Raw genomic sequence first — 19093 nt, 5'->3', positions numbered from 1 at the left:
CGCTCGCCGGGGGGCCGTAGGGTGAGCACGTCCCGAGCGAGGAGAGATGGGGAGCATGAGCGCGAGCACGGACGCGAGCACTGACCGGGCGGACGCCCCGCGCGTCGTCCTCGGCGTCAGCGGCGGCATCGCCGCGTACAAGGCGTGCGAGGTGCTGCGGCGCTTCACCGAGTCCGGCCACCAGGTCACCGTGGTGCCCACCGAGGCGGCGCTGCACTTCGTCGGCGAGGCCACCTGGGCCGCGCTCTCCGGCCGCCCGGCCGCGACCGAGACCTGGGACCGCGTCCACGAGGTGCCGCACGTGCGGATCGGGCAGAACGCCGACCTGGTCGTGGTCGCCCCCGCCACCGCCGACCTGATGGCCAAGGCCGCCCACGGGCTCGCCGACGACCTGCTCACCAACACCCTGCTCACCGCGCGCTGCCCGGTCGTCCTGGCGCCCGCGATGCACACCGAGATGTGGGAGCACCCCGCCACCCGGGAGAACGTCGCCACCCTGCGCCGCCGGGGCGTGATCGTGCTGGAGCCCGCCGTCGGCCGGCTGACCGGCAAGGACACCGGCAAGGGCCGGCTGCCCGAGCCGTCCGCGATCTTCGACGCCTGCCGGGCGGTGCTGCGCCGCGGCGGGCCGGTGCCCACCGACCTGGCCGGCCGGCACGTCGTCGTCTCGGCCGGCGGCACCCGGGAGCCGCTGGACCCGGTGCGCTTCCTCGGCAACCGCTCCTCCGGCAAGCAGGGCTACGCGCTCGCCACGACCGCCGCCGCGCGCGGCGCCCGCGTGACATTGATCTCGGCCAACGCCGAGCTGCCCGACCCGGCCGGGGTCGACGTGGTGCACGTCTCGACCGCGCTGGAGCTGCGCGAGGCGGCGCTGAAGGCCGCCGCGGACGCGGACGCCGTGGTCATGGCCGCGGCGGTCGCCGACTTCCGGCCCGCCGAGTACGCCACCGGCAAGATCAAGAAGGTCGAGGGGGTCGAGCCGGCGCCGGTCGCGCTGGTGCGCAACCCCGACGTGCTGGCCGAGATCTCCGCCCACCGCCCCCGTTCGGCGCAACTCGTCGTCGGTTTCGCGGCGGAGACCGACGACGTGCTCGCCAACGGCCGCGCCAAGCTCGCCCGCAAGGGCTGCGACCTGCTGGTCGTCAACGAGGTCGGCAACGGCAAGGCGTTCGGCCAGGACGTCAACGAGGCCGTCGTACTGGGCGCGGACGGCAGTGAGACCGCCGTTCCGGTGGGGCCGAAGGAGGCCCTCGCGGACGTCGTCTGGGACCTGGTCGCCGAACGGCTGAATCCGGTCGCGGACTGATCTCGTAGGGTGGATGTTCGGTCTCCAATTCCGGAATCGCGTGCCGATTGTCGGTAGCTGACCGTTACACTCCAGGAATCAAGTCTTTCCGGATGTCCCCGGTTCGCCGGGGGCCTTCAGTCAGCAGCCGCTGCAACCCCAGGGAGCGCTGTGTCTCGCCGCCTGTTCACCTCGGAGTCCGTGACCGAGGGACACCCCGACAAGATCGCTGACCAGATCAGCGACACCATCCTTGACGCGCTTCTGCGTGAGGACCCGACCTCCCGGGTCGCCGTGGAGACGCTCATCACCACCGGCCAGGTGCACGTGGCCGGCGAGGTGACCACCAAGGCGTACGCGCCGATCGCCCAGCTCGTCCGGGACAAGATCCTGGAGATCGGCTACGACAGCTCCAAGAAGGGCTTCGACGGCGCCTCCTGCGGCGTCTCGGTGTCCATCGGTGCGCAGTCGCCCGACATCGCCCAGGGCGTCGACACCGCGTACGAGGCTCGGGTCGAGGGCGATGAGGACGACCTGGACAAGCAGGGTGCCGGCGACCAGGGCCTGATGTTCGGCTACGCGTCGGACGAGACCCCCGAGCTGATGCCGCTGCCGATCACCTTGGCGCACCGGCTCTCGCAGCGCCTCTCCGAGGTCCGCAAGAACGGGACCATCCCGTACCTGCGCCCCGACGGCAAGACCCAGGTCACCATCGAGTACGACGGCGACAAGGCCGTCCGTCTCGACACCGTGGTCGTCTCCTCGCAGCACGCCAGCGACATCGACCTGGACTCGCTGCTCACCCCGGACATCCGCGAGTTCGTCGTGGAGCCGGAGCTGAAGGCGCTCGCCGACCAGGGCATCAAGCTGGTGACCGAGGGCTACCGCCTGCTGGTCAACCCGACCGGCCGCTTCGAGATCGGCGGCCCGATGGGCGACGCCGGCCTCACCGGCCGCAAGATCATCATCGACACCTACGGCGGCATGGCCCGCCACGGCGGCGGCGCCTTCTCCGGCAAGGACCCGTCCAAGGTGGACCGCTCGGCCGCGTACGCGATGCGCTGGGTGGCGAAGAACATCGTCGCCGCCGGCCTCGCCCGCCGCGCCGAGGTCCAGGTCGCGTACGCGATCGGCAAGGCCGAGCCGGTCGGCCTCTTCGTGGAGACCTTCGGCACCGAGACCGTGCCGGTCCTCACGATCCAGAAGGCCGTCTCCGAGGTGTTCGACCTCCGCCCGGCCGCGATCATCCGCGACCTCGACCTGCTGCGCCCGATCTACGCCCAGACCGCCGCGTACGGCCACTTCGGCCGTGAGCTGCCGGACTTCACCTGGGAGCGGACCGACCGCGTCGAGCAGCTGAAGAAGGCCGTGCAGGACTGATCACCCGGTCCGCCCGTCCGCAGGCGGCGGCCACCGCACCCGGTGGCCGCCGCCTGCGGCGTTTGCGCACGGTGTCGGTCCGACCTGGTAGTACTTGGGAACGATGAGCAGCACAGGGGAGAACGGGGCGGCCGAGCCGGAGCAGCTCGCGTTCATCCGGGAGACGGTCAAGCGGGCCAAGCCGCGGACGTGGCGCGGGGCCAAGCGGGCCGAGCACCTGCCGGTCGCCCGGGTCGTGGTCGACAAGGGCGTGCTGACCATCGACAAGTTCTTCGACTACGAGGTGCCCGCCGCGATGGCGGAGGAGGCGCAGCCCGGCGCCCGGGTACGGGTCCGCTTCGGCGCCCGGGTGGTGAAGGGCCAGCGCGAGGGCGGCGAGCTGCACGACGGCTTCATCGTGGCGCGGCTGGAGAAGAGCGACTTTCCCGGCCCGCTGGCGCCGCTCGCCCAGGTGCTCTCGCCCGAGCCGGTGCTCACCCCGCCGCTGCTGCGGCTCTGCCGTACCGTCGCCGACCGGTACGCCGGCACCCTCGCGGACGTGCTGCAGCTCGCCGTCCCGCCCCGGCACGCCAAGGCCGAGGCCGAACCCTCCCCGCCGCCCGGGCCCCGGCCGGCGGAGCCGGCGCCCGGCGGCTGGTCACGCTACCCGGCCGGCCCGGAGTTCCTCGCCGCGCTGGCCGGCGGCGGCTCGCCGCGCGCGGTCTGGACGGCGCTGCCCGGGCCCGGCTGGCCGTACGAGATCGCCCGCGCCGTCGCGGCCACCCTGGCGGGCGGGCGCGGCGCGCTGGTCGTCCTGCCGGACGGCCGGTCGGTGGCCCGGGTGGACCGGGCGCTGACCGAGCTGCTGGGGGAGGGCATGCACGCCACCCTGGCGGCCGACCTCGGCCCGCGGGAGCGCTACCGGCGCTGGCTGGCGGTCAGCCGCGGCTCGGTGCACGCCGCCATCGGCACCCGGGCGGCGATGTTCGCGCCGGTGCGCGACCTCGGACTGGTGGTCGTCTGGTCCGACGGTGACGGCAGCCACAGCGACCCGCGCGCCCCGCACCCGCACGTGCGCGAGGTGGCGCTGCTGCGCGCCGCCGAGGAGGGCGCGGGCGTCCTGCTCGGCGGGCACGTGGTGACGGTCGAGGGCGCGCAGCTGGTCCGCACCGGGTGGGCCCGGCCGCTGGCCGCCGACCGGGAGACCGTGCGGCAGGTGGCGCCGCGGGTCCGCACCGTCACCGACCAGGACCAGCACCGGGACGCCGCGGCGCAGGCCGCCCGGCTGCCCTCGGTGGCCTGGGAGGCGGCCCGGGAGGCCCTGGCGAGCGGCGGCCCGGTGCTGATCCAGGTGCCGCGGCGCGGCTACGTACCCCGGCTGGCCTGTGGCCGTTGCCGGACGCCGGCCCGCTGCCGGCGGTGCGAGGGCCCGCTGGAGGCGGCCGCGGCGGACGCGCCGCTGCACTGCGGGTGGTGCGGCACGGCGGAGCCGGACTGGCACTGCCCGGAGTGCGGCTCGTTCCGGCTGCGGGCCCAGGTGATCGGCGCCCGGCGGACGGCGGAGGAGCTGGGCAAGGCGTTCCCGCGGGTGCCGGTCCGCACCTCCGGGCGGGACGCGGTGCTGGCGACCGTGCCCGCCGAACCGGCGCTGGTGATCTCCACGCCGGGAGCGGAACCGGTGGTCGAGGCCGGCGGCGGGTACGCGGCCGCGCTGCTGCTGGACGGCTGGGCGCTGCTGAGCCGCCCCGACCTGCGGGCCGGGGAGGAGACGCTGCGGCTCTGGTTGGCCGCCGCCGCGCTGGTGAAGCCGGCCGCCGAGGGCGGCACCGTGGTGGTGGTCGCGGAGCCGACCGCGCGCCCGGTGCAGGCGCTGGTGCGGTGGGATCCGCTCGGCCACGCCGGGCTGGAGCTGGACGAACGGGCGCAGCTGCACTTCCCGCCGGTGTCCCGGATGGCCTCGGTCACCGGCAGTCCGGCGGCGGTGGCGGACCTGCTCGGGCTGATCCGGCTGCCCCCGGACGCGGATGTGCTGGGGCCGGTGCCGGCGCCGGCGCTGCGCGGGGAGGAGCAGGAGCGGGCGCTGCTGCGGGTGCCGCCCGGGCAGGGCGCCGCGCTGGCGGCGGCGCTCAAGGCGGCGCAGATTGCGCGGATCGCGCTGCGGACGCCGCAGACGGTGCGGGTGCGGATCGATCCCACGGACATCGGGTGAGCCGGCTTCGGACGTCGGGCGGGTCGACCTCCGGTGGGTCGGCTTCGGACGTCGGGCGGGTCGGGCTTCGGACGTCGGGTGGGTCGGCTTGGGGCCCCGGGTGGGTCGGTGAGGTGGGCCGGAGCGGGGTGACGGACGGCGGGTGAGGAGCGGTCGGCTGCCCCGCTCCCCACCCGGCACCCGCCTCGGGTGGGAGCCCGCCCTCACCCGCGCAGCGGGACGCCGGTGCGGTCGAGGGGGGCCCGCTCGTGGGCAGCGCGGTCCAGCGTGGCACGGTCCAGGCCGCCCTGGCGGGCCGCCGGGACGGTCGCGGCCAGACCCGTCGGGGCCAGACCGGTCGGGGCCAGTCCGGTCGGGGCGGGCGACGCGGCGGGCAGCTCCTCCGAGCGGTCCGGCCGGCTCGGCCCCGGCACCCCCGGGACGGCCGTGCCGGCCGGAGCCGGCACGCCGCCCGCCGCCAGCAGCTCGCTGGTCGGCCGGCGCATTCCGTACCGCCGGTGCACCGCCTGCTTGGTGACGCCGAGCGCCGAGCCCACCGAGTCCCAGGAGAAGCCCAGCGCCCGGTCGAACTCGACCGCCGCCGCCACCAGCGTCTCCACGCTCTCGCGCAGCTCCTGCGCCAGGCGCACGGTCGGCGCCGGCGCCCGTCCGTACACCACGAACCCGGCCGAGGTACTCGGCCGGCGCGGTCGGTAGACGTTGCCCAGTTGGGCGGTGAGCGTCCGCAGCGCGTCGACCTGCCGCCTCACCCGCTCGATGTCCCGCACCAGCAGGTGCAGGCTCGCCCGCGCCCGGGCGTCGTGGTTGATCTGCTCGGCCATGGCCTACGTGCCACCTTCCGTACGGTCAGCTCGGCCGGAACGCGGTGTCCCGCGCGCCCCGGCCCCGGTCAATCCCACTTGACCAACGCGGGACCGGGGGCCGGGGTCACGCAGCCGGGGCAGTCGGGATATGCCAGATGCCCGGGCACGGCCGGAGCGGGCCGGGCACGATTGCATAGACTTGCCGGTGGCCGGCCCGACGACCGGCGCAGCCACCCGGCAGACCGAACCCCCGACGACCCCCGACGGACAGGAGCCCGACCCCCGTGGCGATCCAGCCGATCCGCATCTTCGGAGACCCGGTCCTGCGGGCCACCGCCCGACCGGTGACGACCTTCGACAAGGAGCTGCGCAACCTCGTCCGGGACCTCACCGACACCATGCTCGACGCCCCCGGCGCCGGCCTGGCCGCGCCCCAACTCGGCGTCTCCCTGAGGGTGTTCACCTACCACGTGGACGGCGTCACCGGGCACCTGATCAACCCCGACCTGTCCCTCACCGAGGAGGAGCAGGACGGCCCCGAGGGCTGCCTCTCGCTGCCCGGGCTGCGCTACGACACCAAGCGCGCCTACGGCGTGGTCGCCAAGGGCTTCAACATGTACGGCGACCCGGTCACCGTCGAGGGCACCCGACTGCTCGCCCGCTGCATCCAGCACGAGACCGACCACCTCGACGGCATCATCTTCATCGACCGCCTCGACCGCGAGCAGCGCAAGGCCGCACTGAAGGCGATCCGGGAGACCGACTGGGGCGGCGGGCCCGCGCCCGTGGTGAAGGTCTCGCCGCACAGCACCTTCGGCTCCGCCCGCTGATCCCACGCCAGTTCGCTGGCCGTTCTCCGAAGTCCCGTAACCTGAAAGGCACTTGATGCGCCTCGTGTTCGCCGGCACCCCCGAGGTCGCCGTTCCCGCCCTGGATGCCCTGCTCGCCTCCGACCGGCACGAGGTCGTCGCGGTGGTCACCCGCCCCGACGCCCCCGCCGGCCGCGGCCGCAAGCTGGTCGCCAGCCCCGTCGCCCAGCGCGCCGAGGAGGCCGGGATCGAGGTCCTCAAGCCGGCGAAGCCCAGCGACCCGGACTTCGTCGCCCGCCTCACCGAACTCGCCCCCGACTGCTGCCCCGTGGTCGCCTACGGCGCGCTGCTGCGCCCCGGCACCCTGGAGATCCCCGAGCACGGCTGGGTCAACCTGCACTTCTCGCTGCTCCCCGCCTGGCGCGGCGCCGCCCCGGTGCAGCACGCGGTGCTGGCCGGCGACGAGGTCACCGGCGCGTCCACCTTCCTGATCGAGCAGGGGCTGGACTCCGGCCCGGTCTACGGCGTCATCACCGAGGAGGTCCGCCCCACCGACACCAGCGGCGAGCTCCTGGACCGGCTCGCGCACTCCGGGGCCCGCCTGCTCGCCGCCACCATGGACGGCATCGCCGACGGCTCCCTGCACGCCGTGCCGCAGCCCGCCGAGGGCGTCACCCTCGCGCCGAAGATCGCCGTCGAGGACGCCCGGATCGACTGGACCCACCCGGCCCTCCGGGTCGACCGCGTGGTGCGCGGCTGCGCCCCGGCCCCCGGTGCGTGGACGGTGTTCCGCGGTGAGCGGCTGAAGATCACCGGCCCGGTGAAGCTGCTGCCGGACGCGGCCGAGCTCGCCCCCGGGGAGCTGGCCGTCGGCAAGAACAGTGTCCGCGTCGGCACCGGCAGCCACGAGGTCGAGCTGGGGGAGGTGCGGCCGCAGGGCAAGAAGGCGATGCGCGCCGCGGACTGGGCGCGCGGGGCGCGGATCGAGTCCGGCGAGCGGTTCGGCGAGGTCTGACGGCCACGGGCCGCGGCCCGGTCATCGGCGGCCCCGGGGCAGCGGTCCGGTCGGCCACCCGGCCGACCGGGCCGTGCTGCCCGGTCGGCCGGTTACCGTGGCGGCGACGCGGTCAGAAGGGCAGGGCGGCGTAGCACTGGCCGTACCGGGCGTCGCGGATGCCCGATCGCCACGCCAGGTCCAGCATGGCTCCGCCGGTGGCCTTGCCGACGATGCCGTCCACGGACAGGTTGTACTGGCCGGTGCGGAGCATGCGCGACTGGAACTGCTTGATGGCCCAGTTGGTGTCCGGCCCGTACTTGCCGTCCTCGGCGATCGGGGGCCAGTAGCCGCCGAAGATGTTGGAGAACTGCTGGGCACACTTCACGCCCGGCGCGAAGTTCGGGTAGCCGTAGCCGATGTACGGCATGTCCGACGTCGCCTGTGCGGTGCCCGTGAAGGCGAAGAGCGAGAGGGCGGCCACGCCGAGGCCGACGGCGGCGCGGCTGGTTCTGCGGAGCTTCATCCGGTGAGATCCCCCGTGAGTGAAGAGTGTGTCGGGATGGGCCTTCTGATTCGGCGTCCCCTGTATGGCTGTCAGATCCTAGCGGTGGGCGAGCGTCGGCTCGCATGGGGCGTCCGTGCGGTTCGGCGGGGGCGGCCCGGCGGGCCGGGGTGCGAGCGGGTCGGGAGTGCTCGGGAGTACCCGGAGGCGTTGCCGGTCGGCAGGGGCACCGCTGTGGGCGGGGCTGCTGCGCCGGCCCTCCCGGACCGGGGAGCTCGGGGCGACCGGCCGGAGAAGGCCGGGGGCCGGGTTTCGCGTTACTGTTCCCTTGATAACCACCGCAGCACTTTGAGGCACACAGTCATGAGCACGTCCGGCACCACCCCAGGCAGCACCACCGGCGACAAGCGCGCGCCCCGGCCGCACCGCCGTCCGAAGAAGGACCCGGCCCGGATCGTCGCGTTCCGCGCCCTGCGCGCCGTCGACGAGCGCGACGCCTACGCCAACCTGATCCTCCCCTCGCTGCTGCGCGAGGCCGAGCAGAAGGGCATGGACCGGCGCGACGCCGCCCTTGCCACCGAGCTGGTCTACGGCACCCTGCGCCTGCAGGGCACCTACGACGCGGTCATCGCGGCCTGCATCGACCGCCCGCTCGGCCAGGTCGACCCGCCGGTGCTCGACGTGCTCTCGCTCGGCGCCCACCAGCTGCTCACCACCCGCATCCCCAGCCACGCCGCCGTCTCGGCCACCGTCGAGCTGGCCCGGGTGGTGCTCGGCGACGGCAAGGCCAAGTTCGTCAACGCCGTGCTGCGCCGGATCAGCGCCCACGACCTGGACGAGTGGATCGAGCGGGTCGCCCCGCCGTACGACCGGGACGCCGAGGACCACCTCGCCGTCGTCCACTCCCACCCCCGCTGGGTCGTCTCCGCGCTCTGGGACTCGCTCGGCCGCTGGCAGCCCGACGCCTCCGGCCGCACCGCGATGGAGGAGCTGCTGCACGCCGACAACGAGCGGCCCGAGGTCACCCTCGTCGCCCGCCCCGGCCGGGCCACCGTCGGCGAGCTCGCCGAAGCCCTGCCCGAGGCCGCGCCCGGCCGCTGGTCCCCGTACGCGCTCCGGCTCGCCGAGGGCGGCGACCCGGCCGGGGTGGAGGCCGTGCGGGAGAACCGTGCCGGCGTCCAGGACGAGGGCAGCCAGCTGGTCGCGCTCGCCCTCGCCGCGGCGCCGCTGGACGGTCCGGACCGGCTCTGGCTGGACGGCTGCGCCGGACCGGGCGGCAAGGCCGCCCTGCTCGGCGCCCTCGCCGCAGAGCGCGGCGCCGCGCTGGTCGCCAGCGAGAAGCAGCCGCACCGGGCCCGGCTGGTCGCCCGCGCACTGCAGGGCAACCCCGGCCCCTACACCGTGATCGCCGCCGACGGCACCCACCCGGCCTGGCGCTCCGGCGGCTTCGACCGGGTGCTGGTGGACGTCCCCTGCTCCGGCCTCGGCGCGCTGCGCCGCCGCCCGGAAGCGCGGTGGCGGCGCCGGCCCGCGGACATCGCGGCGTTCGGCCCGCTCCAGCGGGACCTGCTGCGCTCGGCCGTCGAGGCCACCCGGATCGGCGGCGTCGTCGGCTACGCGACCTGCTCCCCGCACCTGGCCGAGACGCGCGCCGTCGTGGACGACGTGCTGCGCGCCGAGGGCGGCCGGCTGGAGTGGATCGACGCCCGCCCGCTGCTGCCGGGCGTCCCGGCCCTGGGTGACGGCCCGGACGTGCAGCTCTGGCCGCACCTGCACGGCACGGACGCGATGTACCTGGCGCTGCTCCGCCGGACGGCGTAGCAGCGGTTCGCGGGGGCGGGGCCGGGCGGGGCCGGCACCGCCGCCTTGCGTGCACGCACCCGGACACCGCGGCCTGATCGACCCGATCCGCAGGACGGGCCCCGGGCGCGGCCGCGGGGGCGGTCGCGGGGGCGGTCGCCGGTCCCCGGGCGGCGTCAGGTGGTGCCGGCGGCGGCTGCGCGCCGCCGGCGCTTGCCGAGGGCGGCTTGGGAGAGGTCCTCGGCCTGGGACCGGAGGTTGCGGTAGCCGTAGCCCCGCTCGGTCAGCCAGGCGGCGGCGGCCGTCTCGGCGCGTTCGGTCGCCTCCAGGATGTCCTCCTCCGCCTCGCCCGAGTCGAGGTAGCGGAAGGTGAAGGCGGTGCGCGCCGTGAGGTCGTAGCTGAGGTGGCCCTCGGGGGTGAACGCGGCGCTCAGGATGTCGTGCTCGCCGGCGCGGGCGAGGAGCTCGGCGCGCTGCTCGTCGGTGAGGCCGTCGAAGACGCCGCGGACCATGATGCGGAAGGTACGGGTGGACATCCTTCGACCCTAGCCAGGGGTTCGGGGCGGTTCCACCGGGTTTCGGGGCCACCTGCGCGGGCCCTCCGGGCCCCCACCGCCGGTCGTGCGGTGGGGGCCCGGAGGGCCCGCCCGGCCGTGCTCAGGCCTCGGTGGGAACGGCTTCGGTGGGAACTGTTTCGGTCGCCGGGGCCGGGGCCGCGGGCGAGGCCGAGGTCGGGGTCGGGGGCGCGTCCGTCAGGGCCGGCCAGCGGATCTGCGTCGCGCAGAGCGAGACGATCGCCGCCGAGGCCGCCACCGCACCCATGCCCCAGGTCAGGCCGCTGCCGTTGGCGATGAACCCGATCACCGCCGGACCGGCCAGCAGACCCGTGGTGCCCATCGCCGCGACCAGCGAGAGCGCGTCGGCCCCCTGCCGGGCCGCCGCCACGTAGACGCACGGGGTCACGGCCGCGACGCCCACGCCGACGCAGGCGAACCCGAGCAGCGTCGGCACCAGGCCGCCGGCCAGCAGGGCCAGGGCGAGCCCCGCCCCGGCCAGCAGGCTGCCGACCCGGACGATCCGGCCGTCGCCGAAGCGGGTGCGCCAGCCGTCGGCGAAGAGCCGGGCCAGCACCATCATGACCGCGACGACCGCGATGCCCAGCGGCGCGAGCGACGGCGCCGCGTGGACGACGTCCTTGAGGTAGAGCGCCGACCAGTCGTTCATCGCGCCCTCGGTCACGGTGCCGAACACCATGGCGAGGCCCATCCAGACGGTCACCCGGGACGGCAGGGTGAGCCCCCGCCGCTTCTGCCCGGTCGGGGCGTCCGCCGGGGTGTCCGCGGGCGCCGGCTGCCGGTCGTCCGTCAGCAGCCCCGGCCGGGCGAGGCCGAGGACCAGCAGGAGCAGCGCGGCCGCCACCCCGAAGTGGACCGGCAGGGACGGGGTGAAGGCGTTGACGGCCGAGGCGAGCAGTGCGGCCAGCAGCGAGCCGCCGCTGAAGGTGGCGTGCAGCCTGGACATCGCGGTCCGCCCGTGGGCGACCTCCAGCGCGGCGCCCTGCGCGTTCATCGCGACGTTCAGGCAGCCGACCGCCACGCCGTCGCAGAAGACCACCAGCAGGGTGACGGGGTAGGAGGACGCCACCGAGAGCGCCACCAGTACCGCGGCCAGGGCGAGCGCGGAGAGCACCGACAGCAGCCGCGAGCCCAGCCGCTTCATCAGCACCGCGACCAGCGGGAAGGAGACCGCCGCCCCGATGCCGCAGACCATCAGCAGCACGCCGATCCGGGCCTCGCCCAGGTCGAGCCGGGTCCGCAGCGCGGGCAGGCGCGAGACCCAGGTCGCGTACTGGAAGCCGAGGAAGAGGAAGAGTGCCGCGATGGCCAGGTGGGCCCGGCGGTAGTCGTCGCGAACGCGGAACATCTGCATCAGCTCACTTCGACTCGGGGTGCCGACCCGGCCGGCAGGTCGTAGGTGTGCGGGTAGGCGGCCGGGACCGCCGGGCCGGCCGCCAGGGACATCGACATGTAGACGGCGCGGTCGCCGTAGCTCGCCGGCAGTGCCACCGCGGGGGCGGCCCGGTAGCCCAGCGGCGCCCAGAGGACGTCGCTGCCCCGGACCGCCACCAGGGAGATCGTCGCGAAGCCGCGCGCCCGCGCCGTCGCGGCGAGGTGGCCGAGCATCAGGGGCGCCAGACCGCGGCCGCGCAGCTCCTCGGCGATGACCAGGTCGTGCGCGTGCATGTTGCCGGGCGGGGCCGCGGGGCGGCCGGCGACGGAGCCGGCGGCCTCGGCCCGGCTCAGGTCCGGGCACCGGTACAGCGGGTAGGGCAGCGCCAGCAGGTAGCCGCCGAACCGGCCCCGGTACTCCAACGCGAAACAGGTGTCGGGCGAGGCCCGGCCGCGGGACTCCAGCGCGGCCCGGCCCTCGGAGAGGCCGCTCGCGGCGTAGGCGCGCTCCTCCAGCGCCACCACGCCGTCCCAGTCGCCGGGGGCCAGCGGGCGGATGCGGATGCCGTCGGGTGTTTCGGCCATCTAGGAGGAACCTCCGGGGGAATCGGCGCCGGCGCGGACGCAGGTGTACGGGAGCGGCTGGAAGCCGTTGAAGCCCTGGGTCATGTACGCCGTGGCGTACGCGCCGCAGGAGAAGACCCAGACCGGGTCGCCCGAGGCGGCGGCGGCCGGCACCCGGACCGGTCCGTCCTCGTGGGCGTAGGCGTCGTCGCTGTCGCAGGTGGGGCCGGCGACCACGGCCGGGACGGTCGCGGCGTGCGTGCCGGACGGTCGGGCGGCGGTGTGGGTGGGGAACTCCAGCCGGTACTGCAGTTCGTCCATCTCGTACAGGCCGTTGAACTTCCCGCAGCTCAGGTAGAGCCAGTGCCGGTGCTCCCCGGACGGCTCCCGGCGCGCCGTCAGCCGGGACACGTGGGCGCGGATGGCCCCGTGGTCGGCGACGAGGTGGCGCCCCGGCTCCAGCAGGAAGTCCAGCGGCGACGCCGACACCTCCCGGAGCCGCTGCACGCCCTCCCGGATCACCGCGAACATCTTGTCCACCGGCGGGTCGAGCGGCCGGCCCCGCTTGTCGAGGACCCCGAGGGCCGGCAGGCCGCCGCCGAGGTTGACGTGGTCCAGCAGGATGCCGCGCCCGTTCAGTGTTTCGACCACGCGGGCCAGCAGCTCCAGCGCGCTCTGCCAGGCCTCGGAGGTCATCTGCTGCGAGCCGACGTGGACCGAGAGCCCGGCCGGGGTCAGCCCGGCCGTCCGCGCCGCCTCCAGGACCAGGACGGCGTCCTCGGGCGAGCAGCCGAACTTCCGGCTGAGCCCCCAGAGCGCGCCCTCGCCGCTGGTGGCGAGCCGGCAGAACACCCGGGAGCCCGGGGCGTGGACGGCGATCGCCGCCACGTCCGCCAGGCTGTCCGTGGCGAAGTCCCGCACGCCGAGCCGGTACGCCTCGGCGATGTTCCGGTCGGACTTGACGGTGTTGCCGTAGTGGATCCGCCCGACCGGAACGCCGGCCCGCAGGGCCTGCTCGATCTCGTGCGGGCTGGCCGCGTCGCAGCCGGCGCCGAGCTGCGCCAGGCAGGCGAGCACCTCGTCCACCGGGCACGCCTTCAGGGCGAACCGGACGCCGATCTCGGGCAGTTCGCGGAGCAGAGCCGCGTACTGGGCCTCGATGCCGTCCAGGTCGTAGATGATCCGGTCGTCGGTGGCGGCCGCCAGGGCGGCGCGCAGGGTGCTGTCCTGAGGGAACGCCGGTGGCCGTGGTGTGGGCGCCGATGGCTGCTGGGGTGTCCGGTCGGACGCCTGGTCGGACGCCTGGTCGGACGCCTGGTCGGACGCCTGCTGGGATGCCTGCTCGGGCGCCTGGTCGGGTGCTTGGTCGGGTGCCTGTCGGGGCGGCCGGTCGGCTGTCTGCCGGCAGGTGCGGAGTGCCGTCCCCGCGCGGCCCGTGCCCGGGCGGCCCCCTCTCGTCCCGCTCATCGGGCCGTCCGGTCGAGTCCGGTGGCCCGGGCGGCCGCGACGAGGGAGGCCCAGGCGTCGATCAGCCGCGCGAAGTCCTCGGTGTCCGCCTGCGCCTCGTCCAGCAGACGCTGCCGCCGCGGCGCCAGGTGGTCGGCGAACTCGGCGTACTTGCCGCCCAGTCGGCGGTAGCGCCGGTCGAGGACGTCCAGCCGGCGGACGTTCTCGGCACGGTCGGCGCCGGTGCTGCGCCGTACCGCGGCCGCGACGGCGTCCGCGCGGACGTGGTGTTCCTCGTCGAGCAGAGCCTCCGCCGCGTCCTCCATGAAGGAGTAGACGGGGTGGAGGTAGAGCATCGACAGCAGGAACTTGGTGAACCGCAGCTGATAGGCGGTGAATCCGGGCCCGGTACGGCGCTCGGGCGTGTAGTAGTTCACGATGTTGCGGTTGTGGACCACGCCCGGCAGCGTCGCGTCGCGGACCACGTGGAGCAGGAAGTAGTCGCTGCCGATGGTGTCGGTCGCCGGTGGCAGCGGGACGCGCTCGTACACCCGGTGGTCGAGGGCGATGTTGCACATGTCCACCCGCCAGATGTCCGGCAGGTCCAGGACGGACCGGTCTTCGGTGAAGGGCTCGGTGCCGGCGCCGACGAAGGAGTCGTCCACCAGCTCCCGCCGTTCGTCGTCCGTCGCGCCCGCCGGGGCCCAGAGGCCCACCACCTCGTAGTGGGCGGCCTCGTCCAGTTCGCGGATCTCGCCGACGTCGACGGAGAGTTCACCCACGAAGGAGCTGCCGACCATGGCGACCGGCTTGTCGGCGTGCACGCGGGCCAGGGTGGTCTCGGTGACCGCGCCGGCGGCGTCGGCAGCGCGCCGGCCGATCGAGGGCAGCTCGTGGTGGATCGGGAACACCGTTCGGTCGCCGAGGAGTTGGTAGGCGCTGTCGGAGTCGCGGCGGTGCACGGAGGTGCAGCCGAGGGCGGCGGCGAACAGGAACGCCCGGTTGGTGCAGGCTCCGTAGGAGACGGAGTCCGGGAGCATGAGGTCCAGCAGCGCGTCCGCTTCGGCGGCGGCCGCGCGGTGGATCACCTCCCGCAGGAAGACGCGCTGGCGAGCCTCGTCGAGGTGGTGCACGACCACGCCCGGTACGTCGGGCAGCGTGGCAGCGGCCTTGGCGTGCACGGCGAACGTCGGCTCGTCGGAGGAGTCGAGGATCAGCAGGTGCACCTCGGCGCCGAAGTGCTCGGCGGCGTGGGCGGCCTCCTCGCCGATCGCCGCGACGGTGTCGGCGCAGGGCCGGTTGGTGGGGAGGGTCAGGCAGATCCGTGGTCCGGCGGTGGGGCTGGTGGTCACTGGTCGGCGTCCTGCGGTGCGGTGGCGGGCTCGGTCGGGGTCTCGGCGGCGGTCGGGGCGTCGGTGGCGCTGGTGGCGCCGGTGGTGTCGGGGGTGTCGGTGGCGTTGGCGTTCGGGGTGTCGGTGGCGCTGTCGGCGGGGGCCGGTTCGGTGGCGTTCTTCGGGTCCGGGCCGTGCCAGGAACGCAGGCCGAGCAGCTTCTCGCCCAGCCCGTCCAGCTCCGCGCGGCCGTACCGCAGCGACTCGTGGCGGCGCGCATCGCCGACCAGCGTCCGGTTCCAGGTCGGCGTGGAGAGGTCGCGCCAGGACGCGATCCGCGAGCGCCGGAGCTCCTCGTGCTCCTCCAGCGCCGGCATCATCGAGAGGTACTGCACGGCCCGGACGCCGTCGGCCGAGGTGTTGCGGGCGACCCCGTGGGCCAGCATGCCGTTCCAGATCAGCAGGTCGCCGGCCTGCAACTCGGGCCGGACGACCGGGAATTCGGACCGGTCGACGGCCGGCCGGATCGGGTCGCGGTCGGCCGGCTGGGTGGCCTGCCACTCGTTGAAGCGCCGGAACAGCTCGGGGTTGCACTGGAAGCCGCCCTGGTCCGGGCAGGTGTCGTCGAGCGCGATGATGCCCTGGACGCGCTGCGGCAGCATGCCCTGGGTGGTGTCGACGTCCCAGTGCAGCTCGATGTCGAAGCCCGTGTCGGTCGGTTCGATCAGCGCGCGGTCGCGGGTGCGGACGTTCGGCGGGTTGAGGTTGAGCCGGTCCAGCGTCACCCACAGCTCCTCGCAGTCCCAGACGTCGACGAACGCGTCGTAGACGCGCTGCGACTGCCGGCTGTCCCAGAGCAGTTGGTGCTGGTAGGCCTCGACGAAGCCGTACACGTGCAGGTGGAGGTCCAGTTCGTCGCGGAACTCCTGCTCCTGGTACCAGGTTTCCGGATCGTGCCGGTCGAGTCCCTGGAACTCCCAGGCGAAGTCCAGCAGTTTGCGCGCCGCCTCGGCCGGGATCGCCTCCTTCACCACGACGTAGCCGTAGGTCTGCCAGAACGCGTAGTCCTCCGCGGAGAGGACGCGCAGCGGGCGCGCCTTCTCGATGTCCTTCAGCGGGGTGCGGGCGAGGTAGGACTCGCCGTCGTTGCTGAAGTACGGGCGGTCCGACGCGGCGCGGTAGAGGTATCCGTCAGGGGCGGGCATGTGATCACTCCAAGGGCGTGCGGGATCCGCCCGCGTGCGGGAGCTCGGGCGTGGCGGCATCGGGGCGGCGGAGGCGTGCGGCCGGCGGCGGGCATGGCGGTGCCGCGGTACGCGCCGGGGACCGGCGGAAGGGGTGGGCGGGTGGGCGGTGCGTGTAGGGGTGCGTGAAGGGGTGGGTCCGCCGCGGCGGACGGCTCGGGGCGTGGGCCGGTGCCGTCGGTCGAGGGCGCGGCGGGTGCGGTCGGCGCGGCCGCCCGTGCGGACGGGGCCGGTCCGGGGTTCCTTCCTCCTTCTGCGCTGCTCCGGTCTGCGCTGATCGGCGTGCTCGCCGCGGGGTGTTGACGCCTTGGCGGACATGCGGCGGGATCGGCCAACTCGCATGTCCGGCAGGGTGTCCCGCCGGGACTCTCCGCCGTGCCGAACGTTCTTGCCCCTACGGTGGACTAGACCAACTTCCGGTGTCAACCCTTGTCCGGGGGTGGCCGGATGACGGCGGCTCCGCTGCCCGTACCGGCGGTGACCTGCGGCGGTCCTGCGGCCCGGAATCGGCCAGGGCGGGCGGCGGTCGGCTTGCCCGAAGGGGCAGTGTGCGGTGCCCGTCCGTACCCGGTGAGGAGTGCGGGGCGTGGTCCCGGCGGTCGGTCGGGGGCGCAAACGCGTGGGCGCCCCGGGTCGGCCGTGGATTCGGCCGGCCCGGGGCGCCCGGTGTGCGGTCTTCGGTGCCCCTGGTGGATCCGGTGGATCGGGTGGATCCGTGGGGGCGGTGGCTCAGTAGCCCTGGATGGTGACCCAGTCGCCGGACTGGGACTTGGGCACGTTCACGGTGGTGTACCAGAGGCGCGTGTTGGACGAGCAGTCGGTCGAGGAGTAGGACTGCAGGTTGACGTTGTACTTCCACCACCAGCCGGCAGCCGCCTTGCTGGTCTCGTTGAAGTAGTAGAGGCGGAAGCAGCCCTCGTTCCACTCGTTGTCGTTGTTGTATCCGGAGATCTTGAACGACTGGGCGAGGCCCGAGTTGTTGTGCCAGGCGATCTGCTGACCGTTGGTGCCGGCCGAGGCCGGGGTCGCGGTCGCGACCAGCGTGGCGGTGGCCATGGCGGCGACGGCCAGGGCGCCGACGCGCGCCGAGATGGACTTGCGCATGCTGAAGATTCCCCCGTTGAGATTGATGTGTCCGCCACAAGATCGTGACGGCCGCGGACGATGCTAGCCCGCGACGGGGGCGTCCGGCTGAGGTTTTCGGAACATCTGATCGAATTGGCGGCTTCCCCCCAGGTCAGGCCGGTCCGGGGCGGCCGGGCGTGTCCTGGCCGGGCGGGTGGCCGGGCCCGGCAGGGGCCGTTCGTCTGCCCATCGGCGCGTCTCCGGCCCCGGCCCGCCGATCCGACCGGCACCGACCGGGTGTGTCAGGCTGGTGGGGGGTGGGCTGGAGCACGACCGAGGTCGGGAGGCTCGCGATGGCCGAGATCAGGGTGAACGGGGTGTCGCTGTACTACGAGGCCCGGGGCTCCGGGCCGGGCGTGGTGCTGGTCCACGGGTCCTGGAGCGACGCCGACAGCTGGGCGCGGGTGGTGCCCGGGCTGGCCGAGCAGGCCGGCGTCGTCGCCTACGACCGGCGCGGGCACAGCCGCAGCGAGGACCTGCTCACCCAGGGATCGGTGCACGAGGACGCCGCCGACCTGGCCGGGCTGATCGAGGGGCTCGGCCTGGCGCCCGCCTTCGTCTGCGGGGACTCCTACGGCTCGCTGATCACCCTGCGGCTGGCCGCCGCCCGGCCCGACCTGCTGCGGGGGATCGCCGTGCACGAGCCACCCGGGACGTCCATGCTGCTCGCCGACCCGGACCTGCGCCCGATCGGCACGGCCTTCGCCGGCCGGATCGCTGCCGTGCGGGAGCTGCTGGAACAGGCCGAGTCGGCCGCAGCGGCCGAGCTGTTCGTCGAGACGCTGGCCTTCGGCCCGGGCGCGTGGGCCCAGCTGCCCGCCCCGATCCGGCACACGTACGTCCGCAATGCGCCGACCTACCTGGACGAGCTGCGCGACCCGGACGCGCTGGACCTCGACCTCGCCGCGCTCTCCCGCTACCCCGAGCCCGCCCTGCTCACGCAGAGCGACGACAGTGCGCCGATGTACGGGGAGGTGCTGGACCTGATCGACCTCGCGCTGCCGAAGCCCGAGCGGCACCTGTACGAGGCCGCCGGCCACGCTCCGCACCTGTCCCAGCCGGAGGAGTGGGTGCGGGTCACCCTGCCGCGGATCCTGGGGTGAGGCGGGAGCGAGGGCGCGCGCCAGGGGTGCGCGCGCCCTGCTCGGTGCAGGCCCGTTGAGCGCCTGCCCGTGTCCGCCGGTACCGCGGCTGCCGTGCTCAGACGGTGCCCGGGGTCTTGCGGGTGGTCACGTTCATCCGGTTCCAGGCGTTGGCCGTGAACACGAGCGCGATCAGCTGGGCCAGCTGCTGCTCGTCGAAGTGCTGCGCCGCCTCCGCGTACACCGCGTCCGAGACGCCCTGCGGCAGCAGCGTCACCGACTCGGCCAGCGCGAGCGCCGCGCGCTCCTCGGCGGTGTAGAGGGAGGACTCCTCCCACGCGCTCAGCTGGTGGACGCGCTCCTCGCTCTCGCCGGCCTTGCGGGCGTCGGTGACGTGGTAGTCGATGCAGTAGGCGCAGCGGTTGATCTGCGAGACGCGGATCTGCACCAACTCGACGAGCACGGGGTCGAGACCCTGCCGGGCGGCCGCGTCCAGGGCCAGGACGGCGCGGAAGACCTTGGGAGCGGCGGTGGCGAAGTTCATGCGCTGGGGGATCTGAACCGTTGTCATGTGAATGAGCCTAGGTG

The 19093-nt window shown here is 74.5% G+C and carries 17 protein-coding genes and 1 pseudogene; 7 read left to right on the top strand and 11 right to left on the bottom strand.

The features are described 5' to 3' along the window. Positions 1-55 precede the first annotated feature (55 nt). The 3 genes from coaBC (at position 56) to ACIPSC_RS01840 (ending at position 4853) form a co-directional block, all read left to right on the top strand. Positions 56-1306 carry a bifunctional phosphopantothenoylcysteine decarboxylase/phosphopantothenate--cysteine ligase CoaBC gene (gene coaBC, locus ACIPSC_RS01850; RefSeq protein WP_400822233.1) on the top strand — a complete coding sequence of 417 codons (1251 nt, stop codon included), beginning with the start codon at positions 56-58 and terminating at the stop codon, positions 1304-1306. 150 nt (positions 1307-1456) lie between these two features. After that, positions 1457-2665, top strand: coding sequence for a methionine adenosyltransferase (metK, locus tag ACIPSC_RS01845; protein ID WP_400822232.1), 1209 nt, complete (start codon positions 1457-1459; stop codon positions 2663-2665). 103 nt (positions 2666-2768) lie between these two features. Further along, positions 2769-4853 carry a primosomal protein N' gene (locus ACIPSC_RS01840; protein WP_400822231.1) on the top strand — a complete coding sequence of 695 codons (2085 nt, stop codon included), beginning with the start codon at positions 2769-2771 and terminating at the stop codon, positions 4851-4853. A 203-nt stretch (positions 4854-5056) separates the two neighbouring features. Here the strand turns inward: ACIPSC_RS01840 and ACIPSC_RS01835 are convergent, their stop codons facing one another. Further along, entirely contained in the window at positions 5057-5674 is a 618-nt protein-coding gene (locus ACIPSC_RS01835) for a hypothetical protein (RefSeq protein ID WP_400822230.1), read from the bottom strand. Between the two features lie 266 nt (positions 5675-5940). Between ACIPSC_RS01835 and def the strand changes: the two genes are divergently transcribed. Then, entirely contained in the window at positions 5941-6486 is a 546-nt protein-coding gene (gene def / locus ACIPSC_RS01830; protein WP_400822229.1) for a peptide deformylase, read from the top strand. Between the two features lie 55 nt (positions 6487-6541). Beyond that, complete coding sequence (gene fmt, locus ACIPSC_RS01825) at positions 6542-7480, top strand: methionyl-tRNA formyltransferase (RefSeq protein WP_400822228.1); 939 nt, start codon at positions 6542-6544, stop codon at positions 7478-7480. 112 nt (positions 7481-7592) lie between these two features. On the opposite strand, the gene ACIPSC_RS01820 is transcribed toward fmt, so the two are convergent. Beyond that, positions 7593-7985: a peptidoglycan-binding domain-containing protein gene (locus tag ACIPSC_RS01820; protein WP_400822227.1), complete on the bottom strand. Its 393-nt coding sequence runs from the start codon at positions 7983-7985 to the stop codon at positions 7593-7595. Between the two features lie 342 nt (positions 7986-8327). Here ACIPSC_RS01820 and ACIPSC_RS01815 point away from each other — a divergent pair, with 342 nt between their 5' ends. Continuing rightward, the gene (locus tag ACIPSC_RS01815) at positions 8328-9785 is read left to right on the top strand and encodes an RsmB/NOP family class I SAM-dependent RNA methyltransferase (protein ID WP_400822226.1); all 1458 of its coding nucleotides are present in this window, start codon (positions 8328-8330) and stop codon (positions 9783-9785) included. A 155-nt stretch (positions 9786-9940) separates the two neighbouring features. On the opposite strand, the gene ACIPSC_RS01810 is transcribed toward ACIPSC_RS01815, so the two are convergent. The 8 genes and pseudogenes from ACIPSC_RS01810 to ACIPSC_RS01775 form a co-directional block, all read right to left on the bottom strand. After that, positions 9941-10300, bottom strand: coding sequence for a DUF6204 family protein (locus ACIPSC_RS01810; RefSeq protein WP_400822225.1), 360 nt, complete (start codon positions 10298-10300; stop codon positions 9941-9943). A 121-nt stretch (positions 10301-10421) separates the two neighbouring features. Further along, positions 10422-11687, bottom strand: a complete 1266-nt coding sequence (locus ACIPSC_RS01805) for an MFS transporter (RefSeq protein WP_400822224.1) — start codon at positions 11685-11687, stop codon at positions 10422-10424. Positions 11688-11692: 5 nt separating this feature from the next. Beyond that, entirely contained in the window at positions 11693-12298 is a 606-nt protein-coding gene (locus ACIPSC_RS01800) for a GNAT family N-acetyltransferase (protein ID WP_400822223.1), read from the bottom strand. Then, positions 12299-13438 (bottom strand): type III PLP-dependent enzyme, encoded by a 1140-nt coding sequence (locus ACIPSC_RS01795; protein ID WP_400822488.1) that lies wholly within the window; start codon positions 13436-13438, stop codon positions 12299-12301. Then, positions 13375-13626: pseudogene (locus tag ACIPSC_RS01790) on the bottom strand (hypothetical protein); the annotation flags it as partial. The pseudogene ACIPSC_RS01790 and the gene ACIPSC_RS01795, both read right to left, overlap by 64 nt. A gap of 114 nt (positions 13627-13740) precedes the next feature. Further along, positions 13741-15075: a DUF6271 family protein gene (locus tag ACIPSC_RS01785; protein WP_400822222.1), complete on the bottom strand. Its 1335-nt coding sequence runs from the start codon at positions 15073-15075 to the stop codon at positions 13741-13743. Beyond that, complete coding sequence (locus ACIPSC_RS01780; RefSeq protein WP_400822221.1) at positions 15072-16259, bottom strand: phytanoyl-CoA dioxygenase family protein; 1188 nt, start codon at positions 16257-16259, stop codon at positions 15072-15074. Before ACIPSC_RS01780 ends, ACIPSC_RS01785 begins: the two co-directional genes overlap by 4 nt. A 768-nt stretch (positions 16260-17027) precedes the next feature. Continuing rightward, complete coding sequence (locus ACIPSC_RS01775) at positions 17028-17402, bottom strand: hypothetical protein (RefSeq protein ID WP_400822220.1); 375 nt, start codon at positions 17400-17402, stop codon at positions 17028-17030. 314 nt (positions 17403-17716) lie between these two features. Between ACIPSC_RS01775 and ACIPSC_RS01770 the strand changes: the two genes are divergently transcribed. After that, a complete protein-coding gene (locus ACIPSC_RS01770; RefSeq protein WP_400822219.1) occupies positions 17717-18526 on the top strand; it encodes an alpha/beta fold hydrolase in 810 nt (269 codons plus the stop codon). A gap of 97 nt (positions 18527-18623) precedes the next feature. On the opposite strand, the gene ACIPSC_RS01765 is transcribed toward ACIPSC_RS01770, so the two are convergent. Continuing rightward, positions 18624-19076: a carboxymuconolactone decarboxylase family protein gene (locus ACIPSC_RS01765; RefSeq protein ID WP_400822218.1), complete on the bottom strand. Its 453-nt coding sequence runs from the start codon at positions 19074-19076 to the stop codon at positions 18624-18626. Positions 19077-19093 lie beyond the last annotated feature (17 nt).

Origin of the sequence: Kitasatospora sp. NPDC090091, assembly GCF_044747365.1 — a bacterium.
In the GTDB taxonomy this organism is placed as follows: Bacteria; Actinomycetota; Actinomycetes; order Streptomycetales; family Streptomycetaceae; genus Kitasatospora.
Note: the sequence above shows the minus strand (reverse complement) of the source record. Positions and strands in the feature narration are given on the sequence as shown.